The sequence below is a fragment of the Lederbergia panacisoli genome (assembly GCF_024626525.1).
In the GTDB taxonomy this organism is placed as follows: domain Bacteria; phylum Bacillota; class Bacilli; order Bacillales; family Bacillaceae_C; genus Lederbergia; species Lederbergia panacisoli.
This window is the reverse complement of the sequence record NZ_JANJGU010000006.1, coordinates 42,466-67,953: the sequence shown is the minus strand read 5'-3', so window position 1 is coordinate 67,953 and position 25,488 is coordinate 42,466. Positions and strand designations below refer to the sequence as shown.

Genomic DNA, 25,488 nt, shown 5'->3' with positions numbered 1-25,488 from the left:
CATAGCCGCCTTTGGAAAACAGGATAACCAGCTGGAGACATATTTTCTTCTCGGTCTCGAGGCGGAGAAATGAAAAATAGCCCCCTACATAAATATTGGGGGCTATTACATCATAAGTTATTATTTTGTTGTTTTATTTCGTCTTCAGCATGTATCAAATTTCCTCTTTCGAACATGCGATGTTCATTGACTGAGTCGCCGGCCTTTAGATTGTTTAAGTTTGATGTGATGGTGATTTGTTCTTCGTTGATGATCGGGGTTTTCTTTTTACTCATAATACAACTCCGTTCTTTTTGTTTATGCAAAGGCATAATATGAATCTTGGATAGTTTTTGCGGAAATTAAGTTCTTATACTTAACGGTTTGTCACAACAATTTTATAAGAAAGAACAAAAAATAAAAAAGGTATTGACTTGTTCTTTATAAAGAACTATTATAAATTCAAATGAGTAATATTTTTTTAAAAAACCAAATTTGAAAATACTTTGGTTTAATTTTCAAATAGTATGTTCTTTATTAAGAATAAAAACGTCATATCTATTAAGGTGGGTATATGAATCGTTTAAATCAACCGTTTATTGAAGGAAAAGGAATAGCAAAAGAAATTAATTTAAAGGATTTATACAGAGTTATCGTAAAAAGATTTTGGATTGTATTAGTGTTAACCTTTTTAACGACAATAGCAGGTTGGTATTACAGTAGTCTGAATAAGGCAGTTCCTTTATATGAAGCTTCAACTAATGTCATTATCGAGGCGGATTCAGAATATAGGAAAACCCTACAAGTCATTATTAAAGACACAATTGTGTTGGAAAGCGTTATCGCTGACCTTGGATTGGAAAAGACACCCGCCGCTTTAGCAGGACAAATCAATGTATCTAATATTGATGATTCACAAGTAGTAAGAATAAGTGTTACGGATACGGATTCGAAAAGAGCGGTTGAGATTGCGAATGCAACTGCTAAAGTATTCTCTAAAAAAATACCAAATATCCTTAAGTTCGAAGATATTCGTATTCTATCTGCAGCAAAAGAAAACCCATATCCAATTAACGAAAGTAGTCCAAATAAAATTATACTACTAGCATTTGCAGCTGGGGCTGCAATCGGAGTTGGGTTGCTCTTTTTAATTGATTCACTGGATGATTCCATTAAATCTGAAAGTGACATAGAAATGATAATGGGTATTCAAGTTTTGGGCAGTATTTCTTCCATGAATAAAAGGAATATAAGAAAAAGAAAGAACAAGCAATTCGAATCCGGATTCCGAGGTGAGAGCGTTGGTTTTAAATAAGAAAAGACGAAATACGGCCAATAAGAAAAGAAATTTAATAACATTTGCAAATCCGGATTCAATAATTTCCGAACAATACCGTACGATCCGAACGAATTTATATTTCCTTAATAGTGATAAGCAAAATAAAACCCTTCTCGTAACTTCTCCAGGTAAACAGGAAGGCAAATCTACTACCGCTGCTAATCTAGCTATATCCATGGCCCAGCAACAAGAAAAAGTACTATTGATAGATGGAAATTTAAGAAACCCCTACATTCATAGCATATTCAAAACATCGAATGCATTCGGATTAACGGATGTTCTTATAGGATCAACTCCATTTGAGGAAGCGGTTTATACCTCCTCTATTGAGAGATTAGATATTTTAACAAGTGGTAAGATTCCTAATAACCCAGTAGAATTATTAGCTTCTCAAAATATGAAAAAATTACTGCAAAAGGTAAAATCCTTATATGATATTATTCTTATTGATTCAACAGCGATACTGGAGGTAACAGATACAAAAATCATTGCAAATATATGTGATGGGGTAGTATTGGTAGTCAAGCAAAATAAAACGAATATTGAGAGTGCAATTGAAACGAAAAAAGTATTGGAATATGCAAGGGCCCAAATAGTTGGGGTCATTCTAAATAATAAAAAGTAATAGGGGTATATTTTTTTGCATTATTGTTCTTTATTAAGAATTAATTGTTCTTTGGTGATGTCTCCTAACCAATATCAATGGAGGCACTCGATCATGCTGTGGGTTCATGACCTTAGACGCGAGTCGTCGTTAGTGTGGTGTGAGGGGGGGTTAGATGCCCTAATTATTAAAGAGTTTAATCATAGGGTTTTGTAGAAGACCTTATGATTAAGATCTTTAATTTTTAAAGGGAGGATATCATGACTTATCGACAAAGACTATCTTTATTTATTGTGGTTGATTCATTTATTGTTTTAACAGCTATCTTTTTCGGTCGTTTTTTAGTTAATGCGAGTCTTCATGTATTCCAGTTACCAGTCATAATCATTTGTTTGTCTATTATCTTAAGTCATCATATATTTTCATTTCACTTTAAAGTTTATAAAAAAGCATGGGAATATGCGAGTATCGGAGAATTAATCATCATCTTTAAGGTCGTTACTTTGACGATCTTCGTTGCAGCGATTGCTCAGAAGTTTATTATGAACGAAGTTTACTTTAGATTATTAGTTGTCACATGGCTTTTACATATGCTTTTTATAGGAGGATCAAGGTTTTGTTGGAGAATTTACCGTGATCATTATTTAAATAAGGCAGATAATCGAAAAAAAACTTTAATTATTGGAGCGGGATCAGCTGGAACGATGGTGGCAAGACAATTACTAAAAAGCAAGGATACTGAACTTTTACCTATCGCATTTATTGATGATGACAATAAAAAACATCGTTTAGATATATTAGGTATTCCCGTATTCGGTGGGATAGACGTAATTGAAAAGGCTGTTACAAACTTAAATATAGACCATATCATTATTGCTATACCATCATTAAGTAAAAAAAAATTAAACGCAATCTTTTCAGAATGTGCTAAAACGAAAGCTAAAACTCAAATTCTTCCTCTGTTAGAAGATCTGGTTACAGGGAAAATTGCTGTAAATGAGTTTCGCGATATCCAAGTCGAGGATCTGTTGGGAAGAGAGCCAGTAGAATTAAATATTGATAGTATTTCAGAGTATATAACAGACAAAGTGGTTCTTGTTACAGGGGCAGGGGGATCAATAGGTTCGGAAATTTGTAGGCAAATATCAAAATTTAACCCAAAAAAATTAGTGTTATTAGGACATGGGGAAAATAGTATATATTCAATTGAATTGGAGTTAAAAGAGAAATTTGGCTATTTGCCTACTGAATATATAACCGAGATTGCAGATTTGCAGGATACCAATAAAATGATGGTGGTCATGAGTAAATACAAGCCTGATGTAGTGTACCATGCTGCGGCTCATAAACATGTTCCTTTAATGGAACGAAATCCTGAAGAAGCTGTTAAAAATAATATTATTGGCACTAGAAATGTCGCAGAAGCGGCTAGTTGGCATGGAGTAAAAACCTTTGTCATGATTTCATCGGACAAAGCAGTAAATCCTACGAGTGTTATGGGGGCAACTAAACGATTAGCTGAGATGATCATTCAAAATATGAATGGAAAAAGCAATACGAAATTTGTAGCTGTCAGGTTCGGAAATGTATTGGGTAGTCGGGGGAGTGTTATCCCATTATTTAAGAAGCAAATAGAAAAAGGTGGACCTATTACAGTAACCCATAAAGAAATGGTCCGCTATTTTATGACTATTCCTGAGGCTTCGAGGCTCGTCATCCAAGCGGGGGCATTAGCCAAGGGTGGAGAAGTTTTTGTTTTGGATATGGGTGAACCAGTAAAAATCATTGACTTAGCCACAAATTTAATTAAGTTATCTGGACATTCTGTTGAGGATATTGGGATCGAGTTCACAGGAATGAGACCAGGTGAAAAGCTTTATGAAGAATTATTAAAAGATGAAGAAGTAATTGAGAAACAAGTATATCCAAATATTTATATTGGAAAAGCAGCTAAACTTTATTTAGAAGAAATTGAAGAAATTATTGAAACTTATTCTACACTAGACAATGAAATGTTAAAGAAAACATTGATTGGATTAGCGAATAGAAAGGTCAGATTGTTGCCGCAACCAATGATGCAAGTATCAGGTTAAGGAGGATAAAGTATATGAAAGTAAGGAAAGCGATCATTCCTGCAGCAGGATTAGGTACACGATTTCTTCCTGCAACGAAGGCAATGCCAAAGGAAATGCTGCCAATTGTTGATAAACCAACGATTCAATATATTGTTGAAGAAGCGATCGGGTCTGGAATTGAGGATATTATCATAGTAACAGGAAAAGGGAAGAGGGCGATTGAGGATCATTTCGATCACTCCTTTGAACTTGAACAAAACCTATTTGAAAAAGGAAAATTTGATCTACTAAATGAAGTTCAAAAGTCTTCCAAACTAGTCGATATTCATTATATTCGTCAAAAGGAACCAAAAGGATTAGGTCATGCAATCTGGTGTGCCCGAAAATTTATTGGTAATGAACCTTTTGCCGTCTTACTTGGCGATGATATTGTGCAAGCGGAAAACCCGTGTCTTAAACAAATGATTGAACAATACGAAAGGTATAACGCCTCAATCCTTGGAGTTCAATCTGTTCCTACAAACGAAGTTTCAAGATATGGAATCGTCGATGGAAATATGATTGGGGACCGTTTTTACAGTGTTAATAGCTTAATAGAAAAACCATCAGAGGAAGAAGCGCCTTCAAATCTCGCTATTATGGGTAGATATATCCTAAATCCGAGGGTTTTTGATATATTAGCTGATCAAAAACCAGGAGCCGGCGGAGAAATTCAGTTGACGGATGCGATTGCCGAATTAAATCATTATGAAGCTGTTTTTGCTTATGATTTTGAAGGAACTAGGTATGATGTCGGGGAAAAAATGGGATTCATTCAAACAACGATAGAGTTTGCTCTACAAAGAGAAGAGTTAAGAAAAGATCTTCTTGATTACTTAGCCTCTATACTCGATCGACAATTAATTGGGTGAATCGGATGAATAAAAGGGTGTTATTTTGTGCTACGATTGATGAGCATTTTACTTCCTTTCATATTCCTTATTTAAAGTGGTTTAAGGAACAAGGATGGGAGGTTCACGTTGCCGCGGCAGGGAATTTGAAAATACCATATGTAGATAAGAAATACCATATTTGTATTGAACGATCACCTTTCAATACAAATAATATTAAAGCATTTAATGAGTTAACAGAAATCATTGATCAAAATGAATATGATATTATCCATTGTCACACGCCAATGGGTGGGGTTTTAACACGGCTGGCTGCTAAAAAAGCAAGGAAAAAAGGTACAAAAGTTATCTATACAGCACATGGATTTCATTTTTGCAAAGGAGCACCTTTCATAAATTGGCTCATTTATTATCCGATTGAAAAAACATTATCGTATATGACAGATTGTTTACTAACAATAAATGAAGAGGATTTTGCTCTTGCAAAAAGTAAATTTAAAGCTAAACAAATCGTTCATATTCACGGAGTTGGTGTCGATACGGAGCGGTTTGCCCCCATATTAAAATTTCATAAAAAAGTATTAAGAGCCCAGTATCATTATGAAAATGATGCTTTTTTAATGTTTTACGCAGCTGAGTTTAATAAAAATAAAAACCAAGAGCTTTTAATTGAATCATTACCTTTAATAAAGAAACATGTTCCTAATATAAAGCTTGTTTTTGCTGGTGATGGGCCGCTAGTAGAACATTGTAAACAACTTTCAAAAAGATTAGAAGTTGAACAATTCGTTGACTTCTTAGGACAACGTGAAGACATCGATTCATTATTGAAAATGAGTGATATTGCAGTTGCATCAAGTATTAGAGAAGGTTTACCGGTAAATATTATGGAGGCAATGGCTTGTGGATTACCAATTATTGCGGTTGATAATCGAGGGCATCGGGAACTCATATCTGATAATGTTAACGGTTGGCTTGTTGAAAATAATAAAATGCAAATTGCCGATAAGACTGTTTACATGGCATTAAATAAACCAATGCGTATGCAATTAGGCGTACAAAGTCGAAAAATCATTTTAGCAAAGTATAGCTTGAATAAAGTGTTGGAAGAGAAAAAGGTTATTTACAAAAATGTGATGGATGAGATGGAGGATGTTCAGTGGGCGGTCCATTAAGGGTGTTGCATGTAGCAGTCAATATGAATCGAGGTGGAGCCGAAACCCTAATTATGAATATATACCGGAATATTGATAGATCAATGATTCAATTTGATTTTTTAACGTGTAAGCCGGGAGATTTTGATGAAGAAGTTAAGAAGATGGGTGGAAAAATCCATCGAATTCCTTATATTTCGGATGTAGGACATTTTAATTATATACAAGGTTTAAGGCGTTTTTTTACTGCTAATTCCCATTATAAGATCATTCATTCCCATTTAGATAAGATGAGTGGAATCGTCCTGCGTGAAGCTAAAAAAGCTGGTATCCCAGTTCGGGTTTCGCATAGTCATAACACGAAAAGTGAAGGTGGGGCTGCAGCAAGGACATATAAATGGTTAGTCGGAAATTTCATCGCAACAAGTGCTACAACTTTTTTCGCATGTTCCAATGACGCAGCAAAATGGTTATTTAATAAGAAATCAAATAAGACGATGATTTTAAAGAATGGCATTGAATATGACAAGTTTACATATTCAGATGATATTAGAAAGCAAGTAAGATTAGAATTGAACTTAAAAGAAAAAGATTTTGTTCTTGGTCATGTCGGGAGATTTAACCATCAAAAAAATCATTCATTTCTAATTGATATATTTGCTAAACTCCAAAAGTTAAATAAGGATTCTGTTTTATTATTAGTAGGGGATGGGGAAGAACGCAGCGCAATAGAAAAAAAAATTCGTACCTTAAAGTTAGAAAAAAGTGTGAGATTTTTAGGGGTTCGCAAAGATATTGAAAGAGTTCTTCAGGGGATGGACCTATTCGTATTCCCATCCTTACATGAAGGGTTGCCCGTCTCATTGATAGAAGCGCAAGGTGCTGGTTTGCCTTGTATTATCTCTGATCGAATATCTAATGAGGTTGATCTTGGAATGGACCTAATAGAATACGCTCCGCTCGAGGATATTGATTTGTGGATTAAAAAAATCCAAAAAGCAGAATCCCAAAAAACATCGAGGATGCCGGCGTATGATTCATTAATTAATAGTGGCTTTGATATTCGTGACACCGCAAAAAAAATGGAACATTTTTATTTAAGTTGCTGAGGATGAAATAAATGAAAAAATTACTAACCGTTTTTACTCCAACTTATAATCGGTCCTATTGCTTGGTAAACTGTTATGTTAGTCTTTTACAGCAAACAAGCAATGATTTTTGTTGGCTTATTATTGATGATGGGTCAACGGACAATACGAAGGAACTCGTTGAAGGATGGATTAAGGAGAATAAAATTCAGATTCAATATCATTGGCAAGAAAATAATGGAATGCATGGTGCACATAATACCGCCTATGAACTTATCGATACAGAATTAAACGTATGTATTGATTCTGATGATTATATGCCGGATGACGCCGTTGAAAAAATCAAAAACTTTTGGGGAAAATATGGTAATGAAAGGGTCAGTGGCATAATCGGTCTTGATGCAAACACAGATAATGAAATAATCGGAACAAAATTACCCGAAATCGTTAAAACCTCAACACTGTTCAATCTGTACAATCATCACGGAGTAACAGGAGATAAAAAATTAGTTTATCGTACAGAATTAACAAAACAATATCCGTATCCCCTTTTTGAAAATGAGAAATATGTGGGATTGGCATACAAATATTTTAAGTTAGATCAAGAGTACGAAATGTTGCTTATGAATGAAGTATTATGTCACGTAGAATATTTACCGGATGGTTCGTCCTTAAATATGTTTTATCAATATCGAAAAAATCCAAAAGGATTTGCTTTTTACCGTAAAGAGTTAATGAAACTACCATTTGCAAGCCTTTCTTTTAAATTTAGGCAGGCAATCCATTATGTTTCCAGCAGTTTATTTATTAAGAATAAAAGATTTATAAGTGAGGCACCATATAGAGGTTTAACGATTACCGCTATTCCCTTTGGTGTCCTTTTATATTTGTATATAGTGTCCAAGACAAAAACGGCAGTGACTTAGTCGAAATTCTGTGAAGGGAACGGAATGATGACATTTTTATATTTGAACCTTGCAATTGTTTTTATTTTATCTTTTTTTGCAAGGTATTTTAGTGCACCTGTATTAGCCGGAGAATCATCAGTACCAATCAAACCGAACAAAATATTAATGACGGGTGTCCTTGCCTCATTGACAATCATTTCAGGGCTGAGGGCGAATATAGGGGATACGTTCTTTTATAAACATATATATGAAATCAATGATTTTACATGGGAATTTATACTATCACAGAAGGATATAGGTTTTGGGATACTCCAAATGCTATTAAAAAAGATTTCAGATGACCCACAAATCATGATTTTTACAACAGCTGTTATTACTAATGCACTAATTATTGCTGTATTTCTTAAATATTCTCGAATGATTGAACTAAGCGTTTACGTATATATTACGGGTGGTTTATTTTTAGTTTCCATGAATGGAATCAGACAGGTGTTGGCGGCAGCCATTATATTTACTGCTACAAAATATTTAATCGATGGTAATTGGATTAAATATTTTTTTATTGTTATTTTGGCATCCACATTTCATCAAAGTGCGTTTATCTTAATTCCTATTTATTTTTTCGTAAGATATAAGGCATGGTCAAAGGCAACATTAGTATTGTTAGGATTTTCCTTATTGATTGTGGTTGGTTACCAACAATTTTCACAGCTATTGTTTGCAGCCATCGAAGATAGTCAATATGGACATTATTCTAATTTTGATGAAGGTGGGGCTAATATTCTTCGAGTTGTAGTGGATGCGATTCCTTTATTAATAGCCTATCTTGGCAGGGAAAAACTTAGAAAGATATTTCCAAGTAGCGATTATATTGTCAATATGGCTCTTGTTGGTTTCATGTTTATGATAATTTCGACTCAAAATTGGATTTTCGCCAGATTTGGAATTTACTTTACGTTATACCAACTGATTCTGATTTCTTGGATTGTAAAACTATTTAGTGAAAAAGATCAAAGGTTTATTTACTATGCATTATTAATCTGTTATTTCTTATATTACTTTTATGAAAGTGTTTTAAGTTTGAGTATAGTGTATAGAAGTGATTACTTTGGAGGTTAGGAAAAGGGTATGGTTAGTGCAAAAAGGGTGCTGCATGTTGTCAGTTCAATGGAAAGGGGTGGTGTGGAAACACTTATTATGAATATTTATAGACAGATTGATCGTGAAAAAATCCAATTTGACTTTATTACTCACAGTGAAAAGTCTGGTGACTTTGATCAGGAAATTCAAGAGATGGGAGGCCATATTTACCCGATCCCAAGCCTTGGGACCACTGGGCCATATCGTTATGTAAAAGCTTTGATAAAAGTAATGTCTACAAATAATTATATCGCGGTCCACGCACATACCGATTTCCAAAGCGGTTTCCCTGCACTCGCTGCAAAAATATGCAAAATCAAATATAGAATCTGTCATTCGCATAGTAATAACTGGCTGCAGAATGGGTTCAAAGGGTTGTTAATGTTAAAGATTCTAAAACTTTTAATAAAAATTTCCGCAACAAAACTGTGCAGCTGCAGTGAAGAGGCTGCAACGTTTTTATTTGGTGGAAAAACCCAAGTTCATATTCTTAAGAATGGAGTTAACATTCATGAATTTTTAACAGCTGATACAAAAAGTAGACAGCAAATTTTAGAGGAATTTCAGTTATTGCCAGATTCCAAAATTATCGGTCATATCGGTCGTTTTTCCGAATCTAAAAATCATCTTTTTCTATTAAAAGTATTAAAACAAATGGTTCAGAAAGATCCTCGTTATGTTGCACTATTAGTTGGCGATGGACCTTTAAGGGAATCGATTGATTTAGAAGTTGAGCGATTAGGATTAGAAAATCATGTTAGATTTTTAGGAGTTAGATCTGATATCCCGATTCTAATGAAAGCATTTGATATCTTTCTTTTTCCATCTAAATTTGAAGGCTTTGGGATTGTACTTCTTGAAGCACAATGTGCCGGTACCCCATCTATCGTAGCAGACACAGTTCCTAAAAGTACCGATATGGGATTAGGACTCGTCACATATTTACCACTTGGAGAAAGAGTGGATAAATGGTGCCAACATTTGGAGAGCTCTTTAACGATTGAGCAGCCAAATCAACATTCAATTTTGAAAAACATTTCAAAACGTGGGTTTAACATTCATGATAATGTACTTGACTGGGTAAAATTATATGGGTTACAAACATGAGAGGTTTTATATAATGAAGAAAAAAATTCTCATTTCTTCCTTTGACTTGGCAGTAGGCGGGGTGGAAAGAAGTCTGATCGGCTTATTACAAACAATTGATTACAAGAAATATGATGTGGATCTAATGCTTTTTAAACATGAAGGAGAATTTTTCTCACTTTTGCCTTCTGGACCAAACTTACTAGATGAAGATCCTCATTATTCTACATTTAGAAAATCGATCAAACAAATTATAAAGGAAGGTCACTATCAAATAGGGATTTCCAGATTACTTGCTAAAACGTTAAGCTCTTTCCAAGGACATATAAAAAAGATTGATGAACCTGGTTATTTGACCATCCAATACGGTTGGGAAATGTCCCAGCCATTTCTACCAAAATTACATAAAGAATACGATGTGGCCATAGGATTCCTATGGCCACATCATTTTATAGGAGAGAAAGTTAATGCAAAGAAAAGAATTGGATGGATCCATACAGATTACTCCAATATTTTTGTAAATAAAAAATTAGAAACTCGAATGTGGAATAAAGTGGATAGGATTGTGGCAGTGTCTGAGGATTGTTCCAAAACCTTTTTGAAATTTTTCCCGAATTTTAAAGAAAAAACAACTGTTATAGAAAATATTCTTTCTCCTGAAATCATTCATGAACAAGCGATTAGTGAAGAACCGATAGAAATAAAGAAATCCCCAGGGAGAACAATTTTAGTGACAGTAGGTCGACTATCACACGCTAAAGGGATTGATCGGGCGATTAAAGCCTGTAGAGAATTGTTAAACAAGGGGTATGACATAGAATGGTACGTTGTTGGATATGGGCCGCTAGAACATGATCTTCAAAACTTAATTGATGAATTAGGTTTGAATGGGAGATTTTTTTTATTAGGCAAAAAGATTAATCCATATCCATATATTAAAGCATGCGACATATACGTGCAGCCATCTAGATACGAAGGAAAGGCTGTAACAGTCCGCGAAGCACAAATTTTGAGGAAACCAGTAGTGATCACGAATTTTCCTACTGCACGAAGCCAAGCATTAGATGAATATGATGCCTTAATCACGCCCATGAATATCGAAGGGATTGTAACAGGGGTGCAAAGACTCATAGATGATGAGCAATTAAGGGAGCAGCTCATTTCTAATGTAAGTGAAAATTTTTATGGGAATGAAAAGGAAGTTGAAAAATTGTATCAAATAATCGAGAGCTAAGTAAAGGGGGGAGAGCGAGATGGTAGTACTCATTACAGGAGGAGCCGGCTACATTGGCAGTCATACTTGTGTGGAATTATTGCAAGCGGGATATGAAATTATCGTCCTCGATAATTATAGGAATAGTCATCCTGAATCATTAAAGCGTGTCGAGCAAATTACTGGTCGAGGTTTCAAAGTATATCGTGGCGATTTACTAGATGAAAAGTCAATTGAAAAAGTATTTATTGAGAATAATATTGAAGCTGTCATCCATTTTGCAGGGTTAAAGGCAGTAGGAGAATCTGTACAAATTCCACTTATGTATTATGAATGCAATATTAATGGCACTATTAAATTATGTAATGTAATGAAAAAATACAATGTTAAGAATCTAGTATTCAGTTCTTCCGCAACTGTGTATGGGGTGCCAGAACGTATTCCAATTTCTGAAGATGCAGCCTTAGAAGCACAGAGTCCTTACGGTCGAACGAAACAAATGATTGAAGAAATATTGCGTGATCTTTACGTATCTGACCAAGAATGGAGTATTGCCTTATTACGATATTTTAATCCAATAGGAGCTCACGAAAGTGGATTAATTGGGGAGGCTCCTAACGGAATCCCGAATAATTTGATGCCTTATATTACTCAAGTAGCAATCGGAAAACTAAAAGTGCTCAATATTTTCGGAAATAAATATCCAACGAAAGATGGTACGGGTGTTAGAGATTATATCCATGTAGTCGACCTAGCAAAAGGCCATTTAAAAGCTTTGGAAAAAGTCTCAAGCGCAACTGGTGTGGAAGCATATAATCTGGGGACTGGCAAGGGTTACAGTGTATTGGAAATAGTAGAAGCATTTGAAAAAGCAGCGAATATAAAAATACCTTATAGAATAGTAGAACCACGTAAAGGCGATATTGCCATATGCTATGCTGATCCATCTAAAGCAAGGCGAGAACTTGGATGGACTGCAGAAAAAGAAATTGAGGAAATGTGTATGGATTCTTGGCGATGGCAATCACGCAATCCAAATGGCTATGTTGAAGATTCTATAGTTTTACAGTGAGTTTTTTAATATAGTCAAGCAATAGACGCAAAGTGAGGAAGATATAAAGATGAGTTTGAATGAAGGGGAGTTCCAAAAACAATTTAAGAAATTGTTGGAGGACATATACATGAAGGGGCAGGAAACGGATTATATACAACTTGAAGATGTGATGAATGAAATTCAAATGAAACTGATTACGTTATTAGAAATAACAAATTAACAACTAGGAGTTGTAAAGAGATGAAGAGACTCTTAGATTTCTTTTGTTCTATATTAATTCTAATTATTTCTTTTCCCTTTTTGATCTGCATTGGACTACTAGTCAAACATAAACTAGGTAGTCCTATTTTTTTTAAACAGCAACGTCCTGGCTTAAATGGAGAACCTTTTTATCTATATAAGTTCCGTACAATGACAGATGAAAGGGATCAATTGGGGGAATTGTGCCCGGATGAAATAAGGTTAACACCTTTCGGAAGGTTTCTAAGGAAATATAGTATTGATGAGGCCCCTCAACTTATTAATGTAGTTAAAGGTGAATTAAGTTTAGTGGGACCTCGTCCCCTTTTGATGGAATATTTGCCATTATACACAGAGGAACAGACAAAGCGTCATTTGGTAAAACCTGGGATTACAGGATGGGCCCAAGTAAATGGACGTAATGCGATTAGCTGGGAAGAGAAATTTGAATTAGATATATGGTATGTGAACAATCAATCATTACTTCTGGATATGAAGATATTACTTTTCACGATAAAAAAAGTTTTATTTTCTGAAGGTATTAATCAAAGTGATCAAGTCACAATGGAAGATTTTAAAGGGTCAACGTCAGTATTGAAAGAGGGACATGGATGAATATTGTATTAATCGGTGATGGCGGGCACGGTAAAGTCGTTCAAGACATCGTTATGTTGCATAAAAATACTAGGCTTGTTGCTTTTCTAGATGATAAACATAAAGAAGTATATAAGAAAGGCAATTTAATTGTTGGACCTATTTCTTTTGCACAGACAATTATGAGTATGTTTCAAGACGTGAAATTTGTCATTACGATAGGTGATAACAAAGTAAGAAAGAAAATCATTAATAAGTTAAACCTACCACATATATGTTATGCAACTCTCATTCATCCAACAGCAACTATAAGTCCCAGTGCTACGATTGGTCATGGCTCTGTTATTATGGCACATGCAGTCATTGATTCAGATAGCCAGATCGGTGATCATGTAATCATTAATACGAGCTCAGTCGTGGAACACGATAATATTGTTGGAGACTTTGTGCATCTGTCTCCAAGTGCAACTTTGACAGGTGCAGTTAAAATTCGGGAAGGAGTGCATATCGGAGCTGGAGCAACGGTTATACCAAACATAGAAATTGGGCAATGGTCCGTAATTGGAGCAGGATCAGCTGTCATCAACCCTATACCTCCAAATAGTACTGCAGTCGGTGTTCCAGCAAAGGTAAAAGAAAAACATAAAATGGAGGAGGTATTAGTGAATCACGACAAGAATAAAAAAATTCTACTTTCACCACCACATTTGTCTGGTAATGAATGGAAGTATATACAGGAGGCAATTGATACAAATTGGATTGCTCCACTAGGGCCAAATGTTGATGCATTTGAAAAAGAAATGGCCAGCTATTTGGGAGTAAAAGATGCTGTTGCGGTTAGTTCAGGTACAGCAGCCATTCATTTGGCTCTTTCTTTATTGGATGTTAAAAAGGGTGATACCGTATTTTGTTCGACTCTCACATTTGTGGCGAGCGCAAATCCGATTCTTTACCAAGATGCTGTTCCAGTCTTTATTGATTCCGAACCGGAAACATGGAATATGTCATCTGAAGCATTGGAAAAGGCTTTTGAAGATGCCATGCTAGCAGGAAAATTGCCCAAAGCCGTAATCGTGGTTAATTTATACGGCCAAAGTGCAAAGATGGAAGAGATTCTAGCAATTTGTAATAGATATGAGGTACCAATGATTGAAGATGCTGCAGAATCACTTGGTTCACAATATAAAGGTAAGAAAAGTGGCACCTTCGGAAAATTCGGTATTTTTTCTTTTAATGGGAACAAAATTGTGACCACTTCAGGTGGAGGAATGCTTGTATCTGATGATTTGGATGCTATACAGAAAGCACGCTTTTTAGCCACACAAGCAAAGGATTCTGCTCCATATTACCAACATAGTAAAAAGGGGTACAACTACCGCATGAGCAATGTATTAGCTGGGATTGGCAGGGCTCAATTAGAGGTATTAGAGGAAAGGGTTAACGCAAAAAGATTTAATTTCTTAAAGTATTATAAAGAATTGTCAAAGCTACCGGGCGTTCAATTTATGCCTGAACTGGAAGGAACATTATCCAATCGATGGTTAACGACTTTGACCATTGATGAAAAAATAACGGGTATTGCGGCCGCTCAGCTAATTCAATCTTTAGCTGATGATCATATAGAGGCTCGCCATGTTTGGAAACCATTGCATTTACAACCACTTTTTAAAGGTCAAAAGTATTATTCACATGGAGAACATAAAAGTATATCCGAGACATTATTCATGACAGGCATATGTCTTCCTTCTGGCTCTAACATGGAAAATGATGAACAAATGAGGGTGATCGAAAGTCTTAAAATGGTAATATTACAAAGAGCTAAGATGACCCATCCTATTTCAGGATGAGAGGGAAAAATCAATGATCGGAAAAAATATTTTTGAAATTAGAAAAAGAAAGGGCCTTACATTAACTGAGTTAGCAGACAGAGCAGGAATCGCAAAATCGTATTTAAGTAATATTGAAAGAAGTGTTAATAAAAATCCTTCTATTAATGTAGTAGAAAAAATAGCGAAAGTCTTAGATATTGACGTTCGGATATTACTAAATTCAAGTATGGAGCAAGATCAAATCCAGTTGGATGAAGAATGGGTTGATTTTGCTCGTGAGCTTAAGGAGTCAGGAGTCGAAAAAGATCAATTCGAAGAGTATAAAACGTTGTTGGAATTTATAAAGTGGAAAAATAGGAATGATGAAAATCAATAGGTTGAAGGGGATTATATGTTTCCAAAAGTAAGCGTTGTTGTACCGATATATAAAGTTGAAAAGTATATTCATAGATGTATCGCAAGCATTTTAGAACAAACATATACAAATTTGGATATAATTTTGGTAAATGACGGTTCTCCTGATAATTGTGGAAAAATAATAGATGAATATGCCAGGAATGATAAAAGGATCCAGGTAGTTCACAAAGAAAATGGTGGATTATCGGATGCGAGGAATAAAGGGATGGAATATGCAACAGGTGATTACACGCTTTTTGTGGATAGTGATGATTGGTTAGAAAGGAACATGGTTGAAGTGTTAGCAAAAATAAGTTTGGAGCATCAAGCTGATGTTGTTCAATCGGCTTTTTATTATGCTTATAACGATCATTTGCTTTATGACAATCGATATTTTTCCCAGAATGATCCACATGTTTTATTGAATAAAAAAGAGCTGATGTACGAATTGGTTCACAATGAAAAAGTAAAAAACTTTGCATGGGGAAAGTTATTTAAAACGAATCTCATAAAGGACCTTCCTTTTAAAAAAGGAGTACTTTTTGAAGATGTATTCTGGGCACATCTAGTGATGCATCGTGTGAATACATATGTCATTTCACACAGACCAATGTATTATTACTTACAACGAGATGAAAGCATCGTAGCAAATTATTCATTGAGAAACTTGGACATCATTGAAGGGTTAAAAGAAAGGCATAAATTTATTGAACAGTATTATGATAACTTAATTGACGAATCTTTTACTGTTATCTTAACAAATTGCTTAATCAATTATAATCTTTTGATGATGAATCGTGGAATTGATGAAAATGGGATTTGTAGGAAAAGAATACGATCATACATCAAGATGCATTACAAGGAATTTCTAGCAGCTGTAAAAGGAAATAAAGAAATGAAAACTCAGCTTCTATTATTTCATATCCATCCATTAGTGAATTTAAGCTTTCTAGCAGTAAGAAAAATTTCGAGAAAGCTAAAAGTTCTGCCTCAACCAGATGGATTTGAGAGAAAAAATCTTAGTTTTAAAGTGTAAAAAGGGGATTATATAAATGAATCGGCTAATCGAAAAACTAATAAAAATAATAAGCCTCTTCATTATTCACTTATTCAATTGTTTTCCTATTAAAAATAATAAAATCTTTATGACGAGTTACTATGGAAGTCAGTATGGATGCAACCCCAAATATATTACGGAATACATCGTTCGAAATATGCCGCAGGATCATTTTGATATTGTTTGGGCTTTCAATGATGTAATACAGCATAAACATATTCCATACATTAGGAAAGTAAAAAACATGTCCCTGAAGTATTTTTATGAGCTATGCACCTCAAAAATTGTAATTACAAATTTTAGAACGACGGATTTGTTTGTAAAAAGAAAAGAACAATATTATATCCAAACATGGCATAGTTCACTAAGGTTAAAACAAATTGAAAAAGATGCGGAGGATAGACTCCCAAAATCTTATGTTGAGATGGCCAAAAAGGATTCCAAAAAGTGTGACCTCTTACTGTCTGGATGTAAATTTTCTACAGATACTTTTAAGAGGTCTTTTTGGTATAATGGGGAAATTTTTGAACACGGAACCCCAAGGAATGATTTTCTCTTAAATCAAAACGTTAACCTTAAAAGGAATGTCTTTTCTTTATTAAACATACCCAGCGATTACAAGATTGTTTTATATGCACCGACTTTTAGAAATCATCAGGATCATACGATTTATGAATTAGAATTTGAAAAAATCATTCAGACGGTTGAAAACACATTTGGTGGGAAGTGGATTTTTTTAGTCAAATTACATCCGCATCTTCTCTCCATATCGAATAACATCATTCGAGGAAAAAATGTTTTGGATGTAACAAATTATGACGACATTCAAGAATTACTAAGTGTCTCAGATATCTTGATTTCCGACTATTCTTCCTTAATGTTTGATTTTGCCATGACGAGAAAACCTTGTTTTTTATATGTTCCCGATTATGAGGAATATACTGCGAAAGATAGAAACCTATATTTTAATGTTTTGGAATTACCGTTTAAAGTAGCCATGAATAATGAAGAGCTTTTGCATAAAATTATTCATTTTGAAACTAAAACTTACTCAAAGAATTTAGATCAGTTCTTTTTTAAAATTGGAACCTATGAAGATGGAAAAGCAAGTGAGAATTTAGTTCGCCGAATTAATAATATCTGCTTTGGTGAAAGTAGGGAGATTATGAATGAAGCCGTATAAAATTGGGTACACGACTGGCGTTTTTGATTTATTTCATGTAGGACATTTAAACATCTTAAGAAGAGCTAAAGAACAATGTGAATATCTTATTGTCGGAGTAAGTACGGATGAACTGGTCCAGAAATACAAATTTAAAGTGCCAGTCATTCCGTATCACGAAAGGGTAGAGATAGTTGAAGGTATAAAGTTCGTTGATCAAGTAGTTCCGCAAACAAATCGTGATAAATTTTCAGCATGGCAAAAATTATTATTCAATGCAATGTTTGTCGGGGATGACTGGAAAGGTGATCCTCTTTTTAGTGAAGTGGAAAATAAATTCCGGGAAGTTGGAGTCGATATCGTCTATTTTCCATATACAAAAGGTGTTTCATCGACTGCTTTGAAAGAGAAAATTAAGTATAAAGAAAAGGTTATATAAACGATGAAGCCTGAGGTTAGTATTATAGTGCCAGTTTTTAATGTTGAAGATTATTTGGTGAGATGCATAGAAAGCATTATCTCACAAACTATAAAAAATATTGAAATAATCTTAGTAAACGATGGCTCCACTGACAAAAGCGGACAAATTTGTGATAAATACGCTATTGTAGATCAAAGGATTAAAGTTATTCATAAGGAAAATGGAGGGCTTAGCTCTGCGAGAAATGCCGGGATTAAAATAGCTAGTGGATTTTATTTAGGTTTTGTTGATAGTGATGATTATATAAACCCTAATATGTATAAAAATCTATATGAGCTTTGCCAAAAAACTGATAGTGATATAGGTGTATGCAGGTTTGGAAGAGAAATCAATGGAAATATGGCAACTGAGTTCCAAGAGAAAATGGTTATTGAATTGGATAATATAAAGGCTATGAGGCAACTTTTCAGAGGGGAATTATATAGGTTCTCAGTATGTAACAAATTATTTAAAAAACCATGTTTCGAAAATATAATGTTTCCTGAAGGTAGAATTCATGAGGATTTATCTACAAGCTACAAGTTTTTCACTAACGCAAAAAAGGTAGTGTACACAAGTGAGATTGGTTATATATATGTAAAACGTGATGGCAGCATTTTAACTTCTAAGTTTAATGAAAAGAGGTTGGATGCTTTTTTAGGTTGGGATGAAATTATTCCTTTTATGACTAAAAATTACCCAAATTTATCAAGAGAGTATATTTCGTGTTTTGCTTACGGATGTTTGGATAATGTCTATAGTATTCTTCATGAGGTTATGGATAATAAAATAAAAATTCGTTTATTGTTAGTTATCCGACAAATTGTAAGATCATATTATAAAAAAATAATTTTTAATGAACTACTTTCGTTAAAAGATAAATTTATTTTAAGTTTGCTAAATTATAATGTAGTATCATTGCTTCATTTTAACCAATCAAAAGAAATGATAAAAAAATTAAACATTAAGTAAGAAGGTATTTTTATGAATCCAATAATAAGTATTATAGTACCTGTTTATAATGTTCAGTCTTATTTACCTAGGTGTATTAATTCAATTTTGGATCAAACGTTTTCTGATTTTGAACTTCTTCTAATAAATGATGGATCTACGGATAACTCAGGAAATATTTGCGATGAATACTCAAAAAAGGATTCTAGAATAATAGTTATACATAAAGAAAATGGAGGTGTTTCTTCGGCAAGGAATGTAGGTATTGATGCAGCAAAAGGAGAATATTTAGCTTTTATCGATAGTGATGATTTTATCCATCAAAAAATGTATGAAATCCTATATCAAATAGCAAGTAATTATTCATCAGATGTTGTAGTTTGTGACTTTTTAAAAGTTCAAAACGAAAATGTTAGCCTACATAATGCTGGGTACAATATTAAACACTTTACAAATATTCAAGCTTTAAACGAACTATATACAAATAATTATAAAAATGCACAAAAATGGGTATTTCTTTGGAATAAATTGTACAAAAGAAATTTATTTAATGACGTTAAATTTCCAGATGGAAAAATTTATGAAGATGAATTGGTTGCACATAAAATTTTATATAGCTGTCAAATATTAACGTATATTGATATGCCCTTTTACTATTATCTCCAAAGATCTGGCAGTTATATTGGATCAAAGTTTTCTAGGAAAAAATTTGATCGCATATATGCACTTATAGATAGAGTAAATTATTTTAAAATGATAAATCAACAATCTCTTCATGATAAAGCTTTAAAACACTTTATTGATGTTTTCTTTTGGTACTATGCAAAAGCAAAATTCGAATTACATGGTATTAATAAAGATTTAAAAAACTTGAAAAGAATTTTAAATCAAAACCTTATAAATATATTAAAAAACCCACTAATCGGATGGAAGCAGAAAGTTTTTATCACTCTATTTGTAATTAACCCTTCAATTTATCAAATAAATAAAAATAATTTGTAAGATCTATAGTTGGAGAGGAATAAATGAAAAAAAGATTATTGTTTGTTATAGATTCTTTAGTGGCTGCCGGTGCGGAAAAAAGTTTGATTACTTTGTTATCATTATTGGATTATAAACGCTTCTCTGTTGATTTAATGTTATTTGCACATGGTGAACTTCTTGAAAAACTAGTTCCAAAAGAAGTAAATATCCTGAGACCATTAAAATATACGGATTTTACTACTTTAACTTTGAAAAATGCTTTTTTTTATTCGTTTAAAAAAAGGAATTTTGAAATGTTAAGTTCAAGAGTAAAATACTCAATGCATTTAAGATTAAAACAATACAATAATCCACAAAAAGCAAGATTGTATTGGAGCCATATATCAAATGTGATAGAGGAAAATTCTACATTATATGATATTGCGATCAGTTATGCACAAGGTGTGCCAACCTTTTATGTTGCAGAAAAAATCAAAGCAAAGAAAAAATTTGCCTGGGTAAATATCACATATCGCTTAGATCAAAAAGAAGCAGAATATCAAAAACAATTCTATGACCAATACAATCAAATCGTTGCTGTTTCAGATGTAACGAAAGAAGTTTTTTTGGATACATTCCCTTTTTATAAAGAAAAGGTAAACGTAATTTATGATATTAATGATCCGGATTTCATTTCTAACATGGCAAATATAGGTGAGGATTTTCAAGATGATTTTGATGGGATAAGAATTCTTACGATTGGAAGATTGGCATATCAAAAGGGTTATGATATTGCTCTAGATGCTTGTAAAAAATTGAAGAAAAAAGGAATAAAATTTAAATGGTATGTGTTAGGCAAAGGCCCGTTATTAGAAGAAATACAAGATTTTATAAAGGGAAATGATTTATCGGACCATTTTAAATTACTCGGTGTTACAGATAACCCTTATTCGTATATAAAAAAATGCGATATTTATGTGCAAACATCAAGGTTTGAAGGTTTTGGCCTGGCTATAGCGGAAGCACGGATGCTCAATAGGCCTGTTGTCACAACAATGTTTGATTCTGTATTTAATCAAATGAAAGATGGGAAAAACGGGTTAGTCGTAGGGATGAATGGTGAAGCAGTTTGTGAAGGTATAATAAGGCTTATTCAAGATAAAAATTTGAATAAGTCAATTGTGAATTATTTAAGACTTGAGAAGAAAGGGAATGTAGAAGAACTGAACAAGTTCTATCAATTAATAGGATAATTCTCTTGAAAGCGAGTAAGTCGAAATGAAAAAAAAAATAATCTTTATGTTAATTAATATGAATATTGGTGGTACTGAAAAGGCATTACTTAACATGATTAATGAAATGTCATCTCATAAATATGATATTACAATCTTTATGTTAGAGGAGTATGGAGGCTTTTTAGAGTATATTCCTCCTAGAGTAAAAGTAAAATATTTTAACGAATACGACACAATTAAAAGTCTTATAAATCAACCACCTCATCTTATGTCGTTACAGCTATTCAAAAATGGCAAAATAATAGTAGCATTCATTATATTTTTTCTATATATTATTTCAAAAGTATTAGGTAATCGAAGTATTTACTTCCAGTATCTTGTAAGAAAATACTCTCCTCTAGAAAATGAATATGATCTTGCCGTAGCTTATGATGGTCCGATGGACTTCATAAGCTATTTTGTATTGAAAAAGATAAAAGCTAAAAAGAAAATTCAATGGATTCACTTTGATATTACAAAGATTGGGTTCAATCCGAAATTTGCGGAAAAAGTTTACAGTAAATTTGACAAGGTATTTGTGGTATCAGAAGAAGCAAAAGGAAAATTAATAAAAATCGTACCTACAATAAAAAACAAAACAGAAGTATTAATAAATAAGTCGTCACCACAAATTTTAAAATATCAATCCAAATTGGGAGAGGGCTTTAATGATTCGTTTGATGGTATACGAATATTGACCGTTGGCAGATTATCATCAGAAAAAGGTCAGGATATAGCTATCTATGTTCTTGATCGACTATTAAAAGATGGATATAAAGTGAAGTGGTATTGTGTAGGAGATGGGCCATCAAAAAGTAAATTGAAACAACGAATATTCGAATACAATTTAGAAGAAAATTTCATTTTACTAGGTTCAAATCCAAACCCCTATCCATATTTTGATCAATGCGATATATATGTTCAACCGTCAAAGCATGAAGGATTTTGTATTACATTGTTGGAAGCCAAGTACTTTAGAAAACCAATTGTAACGACCAATTTTACTGGAGCAAAAGAACAGATTAAACATGGAGAAACGGGACTAATTGTAGATATTAACGAGGATGCAATTTACGAAGGATTAAAAGAATTATTGAAAAACTTTGACCTAAGGACTAAGTTTAGCTTTAATCTTGCAAAAGAAACCTATGAGAATAACGGGGATTTGGAAGAAGTTTTTGATTCGGTCGTCTAGAAAAATCTTATTCCAAATTGAAAGGTGATTTAATGAATTACTTAGTATTAGCAATTTTGTTGCCCTTTGCATTTCTTTTCATTTGGATGATTAGAAAAAAAATTACTGTGGGTATTTGGTCTATAAAAGTATTTAAATCAAATTCAATAGTATTTAAGCGTCCGACTGAAAGTTTATTAAAAGAACCTACATTAAAGGCATCAGACGTTTCTGATGTACCAGCTGAATTTGTCGCTGATCCTTTTATTATTCACCATGATTGCAAATTGTTTATGTTCTTTGAAATTCTTGATAAGTCTATAGGTAAAGGTGTTATTGGGTTAGCGACGAGTAAGGACGGAGAAAAGTGGAAATACGAGAAGGTAGTTTTAAAAGAAAATTTTCATTTGTCCTACCCATATGTTTTTAAAAATAATGATAACTTTTATATGATTCCTGAGACAAGTGAAGCAGGTAAAGTATTGCTGTATAAAGCGAGTCTCTTTCCTTTTGAATGGGAAGTAGCACATACTCTATTACATGGAAATTATGTAGACTCAAGTATATTTCAATATGAAGATAAATGGTGGATGTTGGCAGCAAAAAGTAGAAAATTACATCTCTTTTTTTCCGAAGAGCCCGAAGGGGAATGGATTGAACATCCAAAAAGCCCATTGATATCAAATAATGAACATATAACAAGACCTGGAGGAAGAGTAATTGTAGATAATGATTTAATTTTTCGGTACACCCAGGATTGCAAACCGAATTACGGAAGTGCTATAAGGGTCTTTAAAATAACTCATCTTACCGAAGAAGAATATGATGAAGAAGAAGTAAACCTAATTTTATGTGGCACTAAAAATGCCAAGGATTGGAATAGAGATGGGATGCACTCGATTGATCAATTAAAAGTAAATAATTCTGAGTGGCTTACTGTAGTGGATGGCCATCGGCTAGAACATAAAAACTACTTTTTTTGGAAGATGGAAAGAATAATAGCGATGAGGAAGAAGGAAAATAGGCTAACAATAAAGACAGCAACTAAGAGTACAAATATTTAAAGGAAGTGTCTAAAGTGTATCAAGCAATTCAAAAGCTTATGAAATTATTCAATAAAAAGGAAAAGAAAATGTTAATTGTCTTATTTTTTATGATGATTTTTGCAGCTATTTCAGAAACGGTAGGTATAGGGTTAATTGTTCCGCTTGTTGGAATCCTAACAAATCCAAATATGATTCATGAACAAGCAATATTATCATACTTATATAATCAATTTAACTTTCAATCAACAATATCTTTTATTGTTTTTGCTGTAATATCTTTATTATTGGTATTTTTATTGAAAAATCTTTATTTAATGTTTTTCCATTATACTCAAATTAAAGTAATTTTAAATCAGCAAGTAAAGCAATCTCGAAGAATGTTTAAAGAATATTTAACAAAACCATATACCTTTCATTTACAAAGAAATACATCTGAATTGCTAAGAAATGTAAACACTGAAGTTTCAAGGGTTTTTAATGGGATTGTTGTTTCGGGTTTTCTTCTATTGACAGAAATTCTCGTAACCGTATTTATATTAACGTTGCTACTTGTAACCGCACCAATGGCTACTATTACAGCTTCCATTTTATTAGGTGGAAGCATTTTTATATTTTTTAAGATTTTTCGAAATAAAATTAGCCAAATTGGTGCTGAACAGCAAAAACTAAGTGCCTCCATGATTAAATGGGTGAATCAAGGATTGGGCGCAAGTAAAGAAGTGAAAGTTTCTGGAAAGGAAGACTTTTTTATAAATGCTTATACTGAACAAAGTCAGGTAAGCGCCAATAATAGTAGATATATGAGTGTATTAGATTTGATACCAAGACTATTTGTTGAAACGTTATTAGTTTCAATTGTGCTATTAACAATGTTAATCATTGTATTTCAAGATACAGATACCGCTTATCTTGTATCTACTATGGCATTATTTGCAATGGCTGCCTTCAGATTAATGCCTTCAATTAATCGAATTATCTCGTTAATTACTACGATACGTTATAGCCAACCTGCTTTAAAAGTTGTTTATAAAGATCTATTTGAAGATAAGGATGAAATTTCAATTATAAAAAAAGACATTTATGCGATTTATAAAGGGAAAAAGACCTTCAATGATTCCATTGAATTGGAAAATGTTACTTTTAGGTATCCTAATCAAAACGAATTATCAGTCAAAGATGTATCCTTAACAATTCCTATTGGAAAATCAGTAGCATTTATAGGTGAATCAGGCGCTGGTAAAACTACCTTAATTGATATTATGCTAGGGCTTTTTCGACCAGAAAAAGGTCGTATATTAGTAGATGGAAAAAATTTAGAAGAGCAAAAAGAAATATGGCAGAAAAAAATAGGTTATATCCCACAATCGATTTATTTATCTGACGATACTATCCGAAGAAATGTTGCTTTTGGAATAGAAGATAAACAAATTGATGATAAGGAAGTGTGGAGAGCATTAGAGCAAGCTCAAATAAAAGAATTTGTAGATGGATTGCCAGGGAAATTAGATGCAACTGTTGGTGAACGAGGAGTTAGATTGTCAGGTGGACAGCGTCAAAGAATTGGAATTGCAAGGGCTCTTTATCACAACCCAGAAATATTATTTATGGATGAGGCCACATCAGCTTTAGATAATGAAACAGAAAAAGGAATTATGAGAGCAATTGACGGTTTAAAAGGGGAAAAGACATTAATTATTATTGCACATAGGTTAACAACAATTGAAAACTGTGATTTAGTTTTCAAGATAAATAAAGGGAGATTGGTTGGAGTTGAAAAGAAATTCGGACGATCCGTTATTTAAGAATTAGGAA

25 protein-coding genes and 1 pseudogene are annotated in these 25,488 nt (G+C 33.3%); 25 read left to right on the top strand and 1 reads right to left on the bottom strand.

The features are described from left to right. Positions 1-110 precede the first annotated feature (110 nt). On the bottom strand, positions 111-275 hold the full coding sequence (locus NQ185_RS10395; RefSeq protein ID WP_257581654.1) for a hypothetical protein: 165 nt from the start codon (positions 273-275) through the stop codon (positions 111-113). Positions 276-553: 278 nt separating this feature from the next. Between NQ185_RS10395 and NQ185_RS10390 the strand changes: the two genes are divergently transcribed. The 25 genes and pseudogenes from NQ185_RS10390 to NQ185_RS10270 all read left to right on the top strand — a co-directional run bounded on the left by NQ185_RS10390 (position 554) and on the right by NQ185_RS10270 (position 25,478). Beyond that, positions 554-1,294 carry a YveK family protein gene (locus NQ185_RS10390; protein WP_257581653.1) on the top strand — a complete coding sequence of 247 codons (741 nt, stop codon included), beginning with the start codon at positions 554-556 and terminating at the stop codon, positions 1,292-1,294. Beyond that, positions 1,281-1,943: a CpsD/CapB family tyrosine-protein kinase gene (locus NQ185_RS10385; protein WP_257581652.1), complete on the top strand. Its 663-nt coding sequence runs from the start codon at positions 1,281-1,283 to the stop codon at positions 1,941-1,943. Before NQ185_RS10390 ends, NQ185_RS10385 begins: the two co-directional genes overlap by 14 nt. A 239-nt stretch (positions 1,944-2,182) precedes the next feature. After that, a complete protein-coding gene (locus NQ185_RS10380) occupies positions 2,183-4,015 on the top strand; it encodes a polysaccharide biosynthesis protein (protein WP_257581651.1) in 1,833 nt (610 codons plus the stop codon). Between the two features lie 14 nt (positions 4,016-4,029). Next, the gene (galU, locus tag NQ185_RS10375) at positions 4,030-4,908 is read left to right on the top strand and encodes a UTP--glucose-1-phosphate uridylyltransferase GalU (protein ID WP_257581650.1); all 879 of its coding nucleotides are present in this window, start codon (positions 4,030-4,032) and stop codon (positions 4,906-4,908) included. 5 nt (positions 4,909-4,913) lie between these two features. After that, a complete protein-coding gene (locus tag NQ185_RS10370) occupies positions 4,914-6,062 on the top strand; it encodes a glycosyltransferase family 4 protein (protein WP_257581649.1) in 1,149 nt (382 codons plus the stop codon). Further along, positions 6,047-7,150, top strand: coding sequence for a glycosyltransferase family 1 protein (locus tag NQ185_RS10365; protein WP_257581647.1), 1,104 nt, complete (start codon positions 6,047-6,049; stop codon positions 7,148-7,150). The genes NQ185_RS10370 and NQ185_RS10365 overlap by 16 nt, the downstream gene beginning before the upstream one ends. An 11-nt stretch (positions 7,151-7,161) precedes the next feature. Next, positions 7,162-8,055 carry a glycosyltransferase family 2 protein gene (locus NQ185_RS10360; RefSeq protein WP_257581645.1) on the top strand — a complete coding sequence of 298 codons (894 nt, stop codon included), beginning with the start codon at positions 7,162-7,164 and terminating at the stop codon, positions 8,053-8,055. Positions 8,056-8,082: 27 nt separating this feature from the next. Further along, complete coding sequence (locus NQ185_RS10355) at positions 8,083-9,156, top strand: EpsG family protein (protein ID WP_257581835.1); 1,074 nt, start codon at positions 8,083-8,085, stop codon at positions 9,154-9,156. A gap of 9 nt (positions 9,157-9,165) precedes the next feature. Then, complete coding sequence (locus tag NQ185_RS10350; RefSeq protein WP_257581643.1) at positions 9,166-10,284, top strand: glycosyltransferase family 1 protein; 1,119 nt, start codon at positions 9,166-9,168, stop codon at positions 10,282-10,284. A gap of 10 nt (positions 10,285-10,294) precedes the next feature. Then, positions 10,295-11,497 carry a glycosyltransferase gene (locus NQ185_RS10345; RefSeq protein ID WP_257581834.1) on the top strand — a complete coding sequence of 401 codons (1,203 nt, stop codon included), beginning with the start codon at positions 10,295-10,297 and terminating at the stop codon, positions 11,495-11,497. Positions 11,498-11,516: 19 nt separating this feature from the next. Continuing rightward, a complete protein-coding gene (galE, locus tag NQ185_RS10340) occupies positions 11,517-12,548 on the top strand; it encodes a UDP-glucose 4-epimerase GalE (RefSeq protein ID WP_257581642.1) in 1,032 nt (343 codons plus the stop codon). A 49-nt stretch (positions 12,549-12,597) separates the two neighbouring features. Then, complete coding sequence (locus NQ185_RS10335; protein ID WP_257581637.1) at positions 12,598-12,750, top strand: YwzD family small protein; 153 nt, start codon at positions 12,598-12,600, stop codon at positions 12,748-12,750. Between the two features lie 20 nt (positions 12,751-12,770). Further along, the gene (locus tag NQ185_RS10330) at positions 12,771-13,385 is read left to right on the top strand and encodes a sugar transferase (protein WP_257581635.1); all 615 of its coding nucleotides are present in this window, start codon (positions 12,771-12,773) and stop codon (positions 13,383-13,385) included. After that, a pseudogene (locus tag NQ185_RS10325) lies at positions 13,382-13,981 on the top strand (acetyltransferase); the annotation flags it as partial. The gene NQ185_RS10330 and the pseudogene NQ185_RS10325, both read left to right, overlap by 4 nt. A 30-nt stretch (positions 13,982-14,011) precedes the next feature. Continuing rightward, positions 14,012-15,211 carry a DegT/DnrJ/EryC1/StrS family aminotransferase gene (locus NQ185_RS10320; RefSeq protein ID WP_257581833.1) on the top strand — a complete coding sequence of 400 codons (1,200 nt, stop codon included), beginning with the start codon at positions 14,012-14,014 and terminating at the stop codon, positions 15,209-15,211. A gap of 13 nt (positions 15,212-15,224) precedes the next feature. Beyond that, positions 15,225-15,569 carry an XRE family transcriptional regulator gene (locus NQ185_RS10315; RefSeq protein WP_257581632.1) on the top strand — a complete coding sequence of 115 codons (345 nt, stop codon included), beginning with the start codon at positions 15,225-15,227 and terminating at the stop codon, positions 15,567-15,569. Positions 15,570-15,584: 15 nt separating this feature from the next. Continuing rightward, positions 15,585-16,625 carry a glycosyltransferase family 2 protein gene (locus NQ185_RS10310; protein WP_257581631.1) on the top strand — a complete coding sequence of 347 codons (1,041 nt, stop codon included), beginning with the start codon at positions 15,585-15,587 and terminating at the stop codon, positions 16,623-16,625. 16 nt (positions 16,626-16,641) lie between these two features. Further along, positions 16,642-17,829, top strand: a complete 1,188-nt coding sequence (locus tag NQ185_RS10305) for a CDP-glycerol glycerophosphotransferase family protein (RefSeq protein WP_257581630.1) — start codon at positions 16,642-16,644, stop codon at positions 17,827-17,829. After that, a complete protein-coding gene (locus tag NQ185_RS10300) occupies positions 17,816-18,247 on the top strand; it encodes an FAD synthase family protein (RefSeq protein ID WP_257581629.1) in 432 nt (143 codons plus the stop codon). The genes NQ185_RS10305 and NQ185_RS10300 overlap by 14 nt, the downstream gene beginning before the upstream one ends. 3 nt (positions 18,248-18,250) lie before the next feature. Beyond that, positions 18,251-19,240, top strand: coding sequence for a glycosyltransferase (locus NQ185_RS10295; protein ID WP_257581626.1), 990 nt, complete (start codon positions 18,251-18,253; stop codon positions 19,238-19,240). 12 nt (positions 19,241-19,252) lie between these two features. Beyond that, positions 19,253-20,221 (top strand): glycosyltransferase family 2 protein, encoded by a 969-nt coding sequence (locus tag NQ185_RS10290; protein WP_257581625.1) that lies wholly within the window; start codon positions 19,253-19,255, stop codon positions 20,219-20,221. A 23-nt stretch (positions 20,222-20,244) separates the two neighbouring features. Beyond that, on the top strand, positions 20,245-21,435 hold the full coding sequence (locus NQ185_RS10285) for a glycosyltransferase (protein ID WP_257581623.1): 1,191 nt from the start codon (positions 20,245-20,247) through the stop codon (positions 21,433-21,435). A 25-nt stretch (positions 21,436-21,460) separates the two neighbouring features. After that, on the top strand, positions 21,461-22,651 hold the full coding sequence (locus tag NQ185_RS10280) for a glycosyltransferase (protein WP_257581621.1): 1,191 nt from the start codon (positions 21,461-21,463) through the stop codon (positions 22,649-22,651). 17 nt (positions 22,652-22,668) lie between these two features. Then, positions 22,669-23,694, top strand: a complete 1,026-nt coding sequence (locus NQ185_RS10275) for a glucosamine inositolphosphorylceramide transferase family protein (RefSeq protein ID WP_257581620.1) — start codon at positions 22,669-22,671, stop codon at positions 23,692-23,694. A 14-nt stretch (positions 23,695-23,708) separates the two neighbouring features. After that, a complete protein-coding gene (locus NQ185_RS10270; RefSeq protein ID WP_257581619.1) occupies positions 23,709-25,478 on the top strand; it encodes an ABC transporter ATP-binding protein in 1,770 nt (589 codons plus the stop codon). The last annotated feature ends 10 nt before the right edge of the window (positions 25,479-25,488 follow it).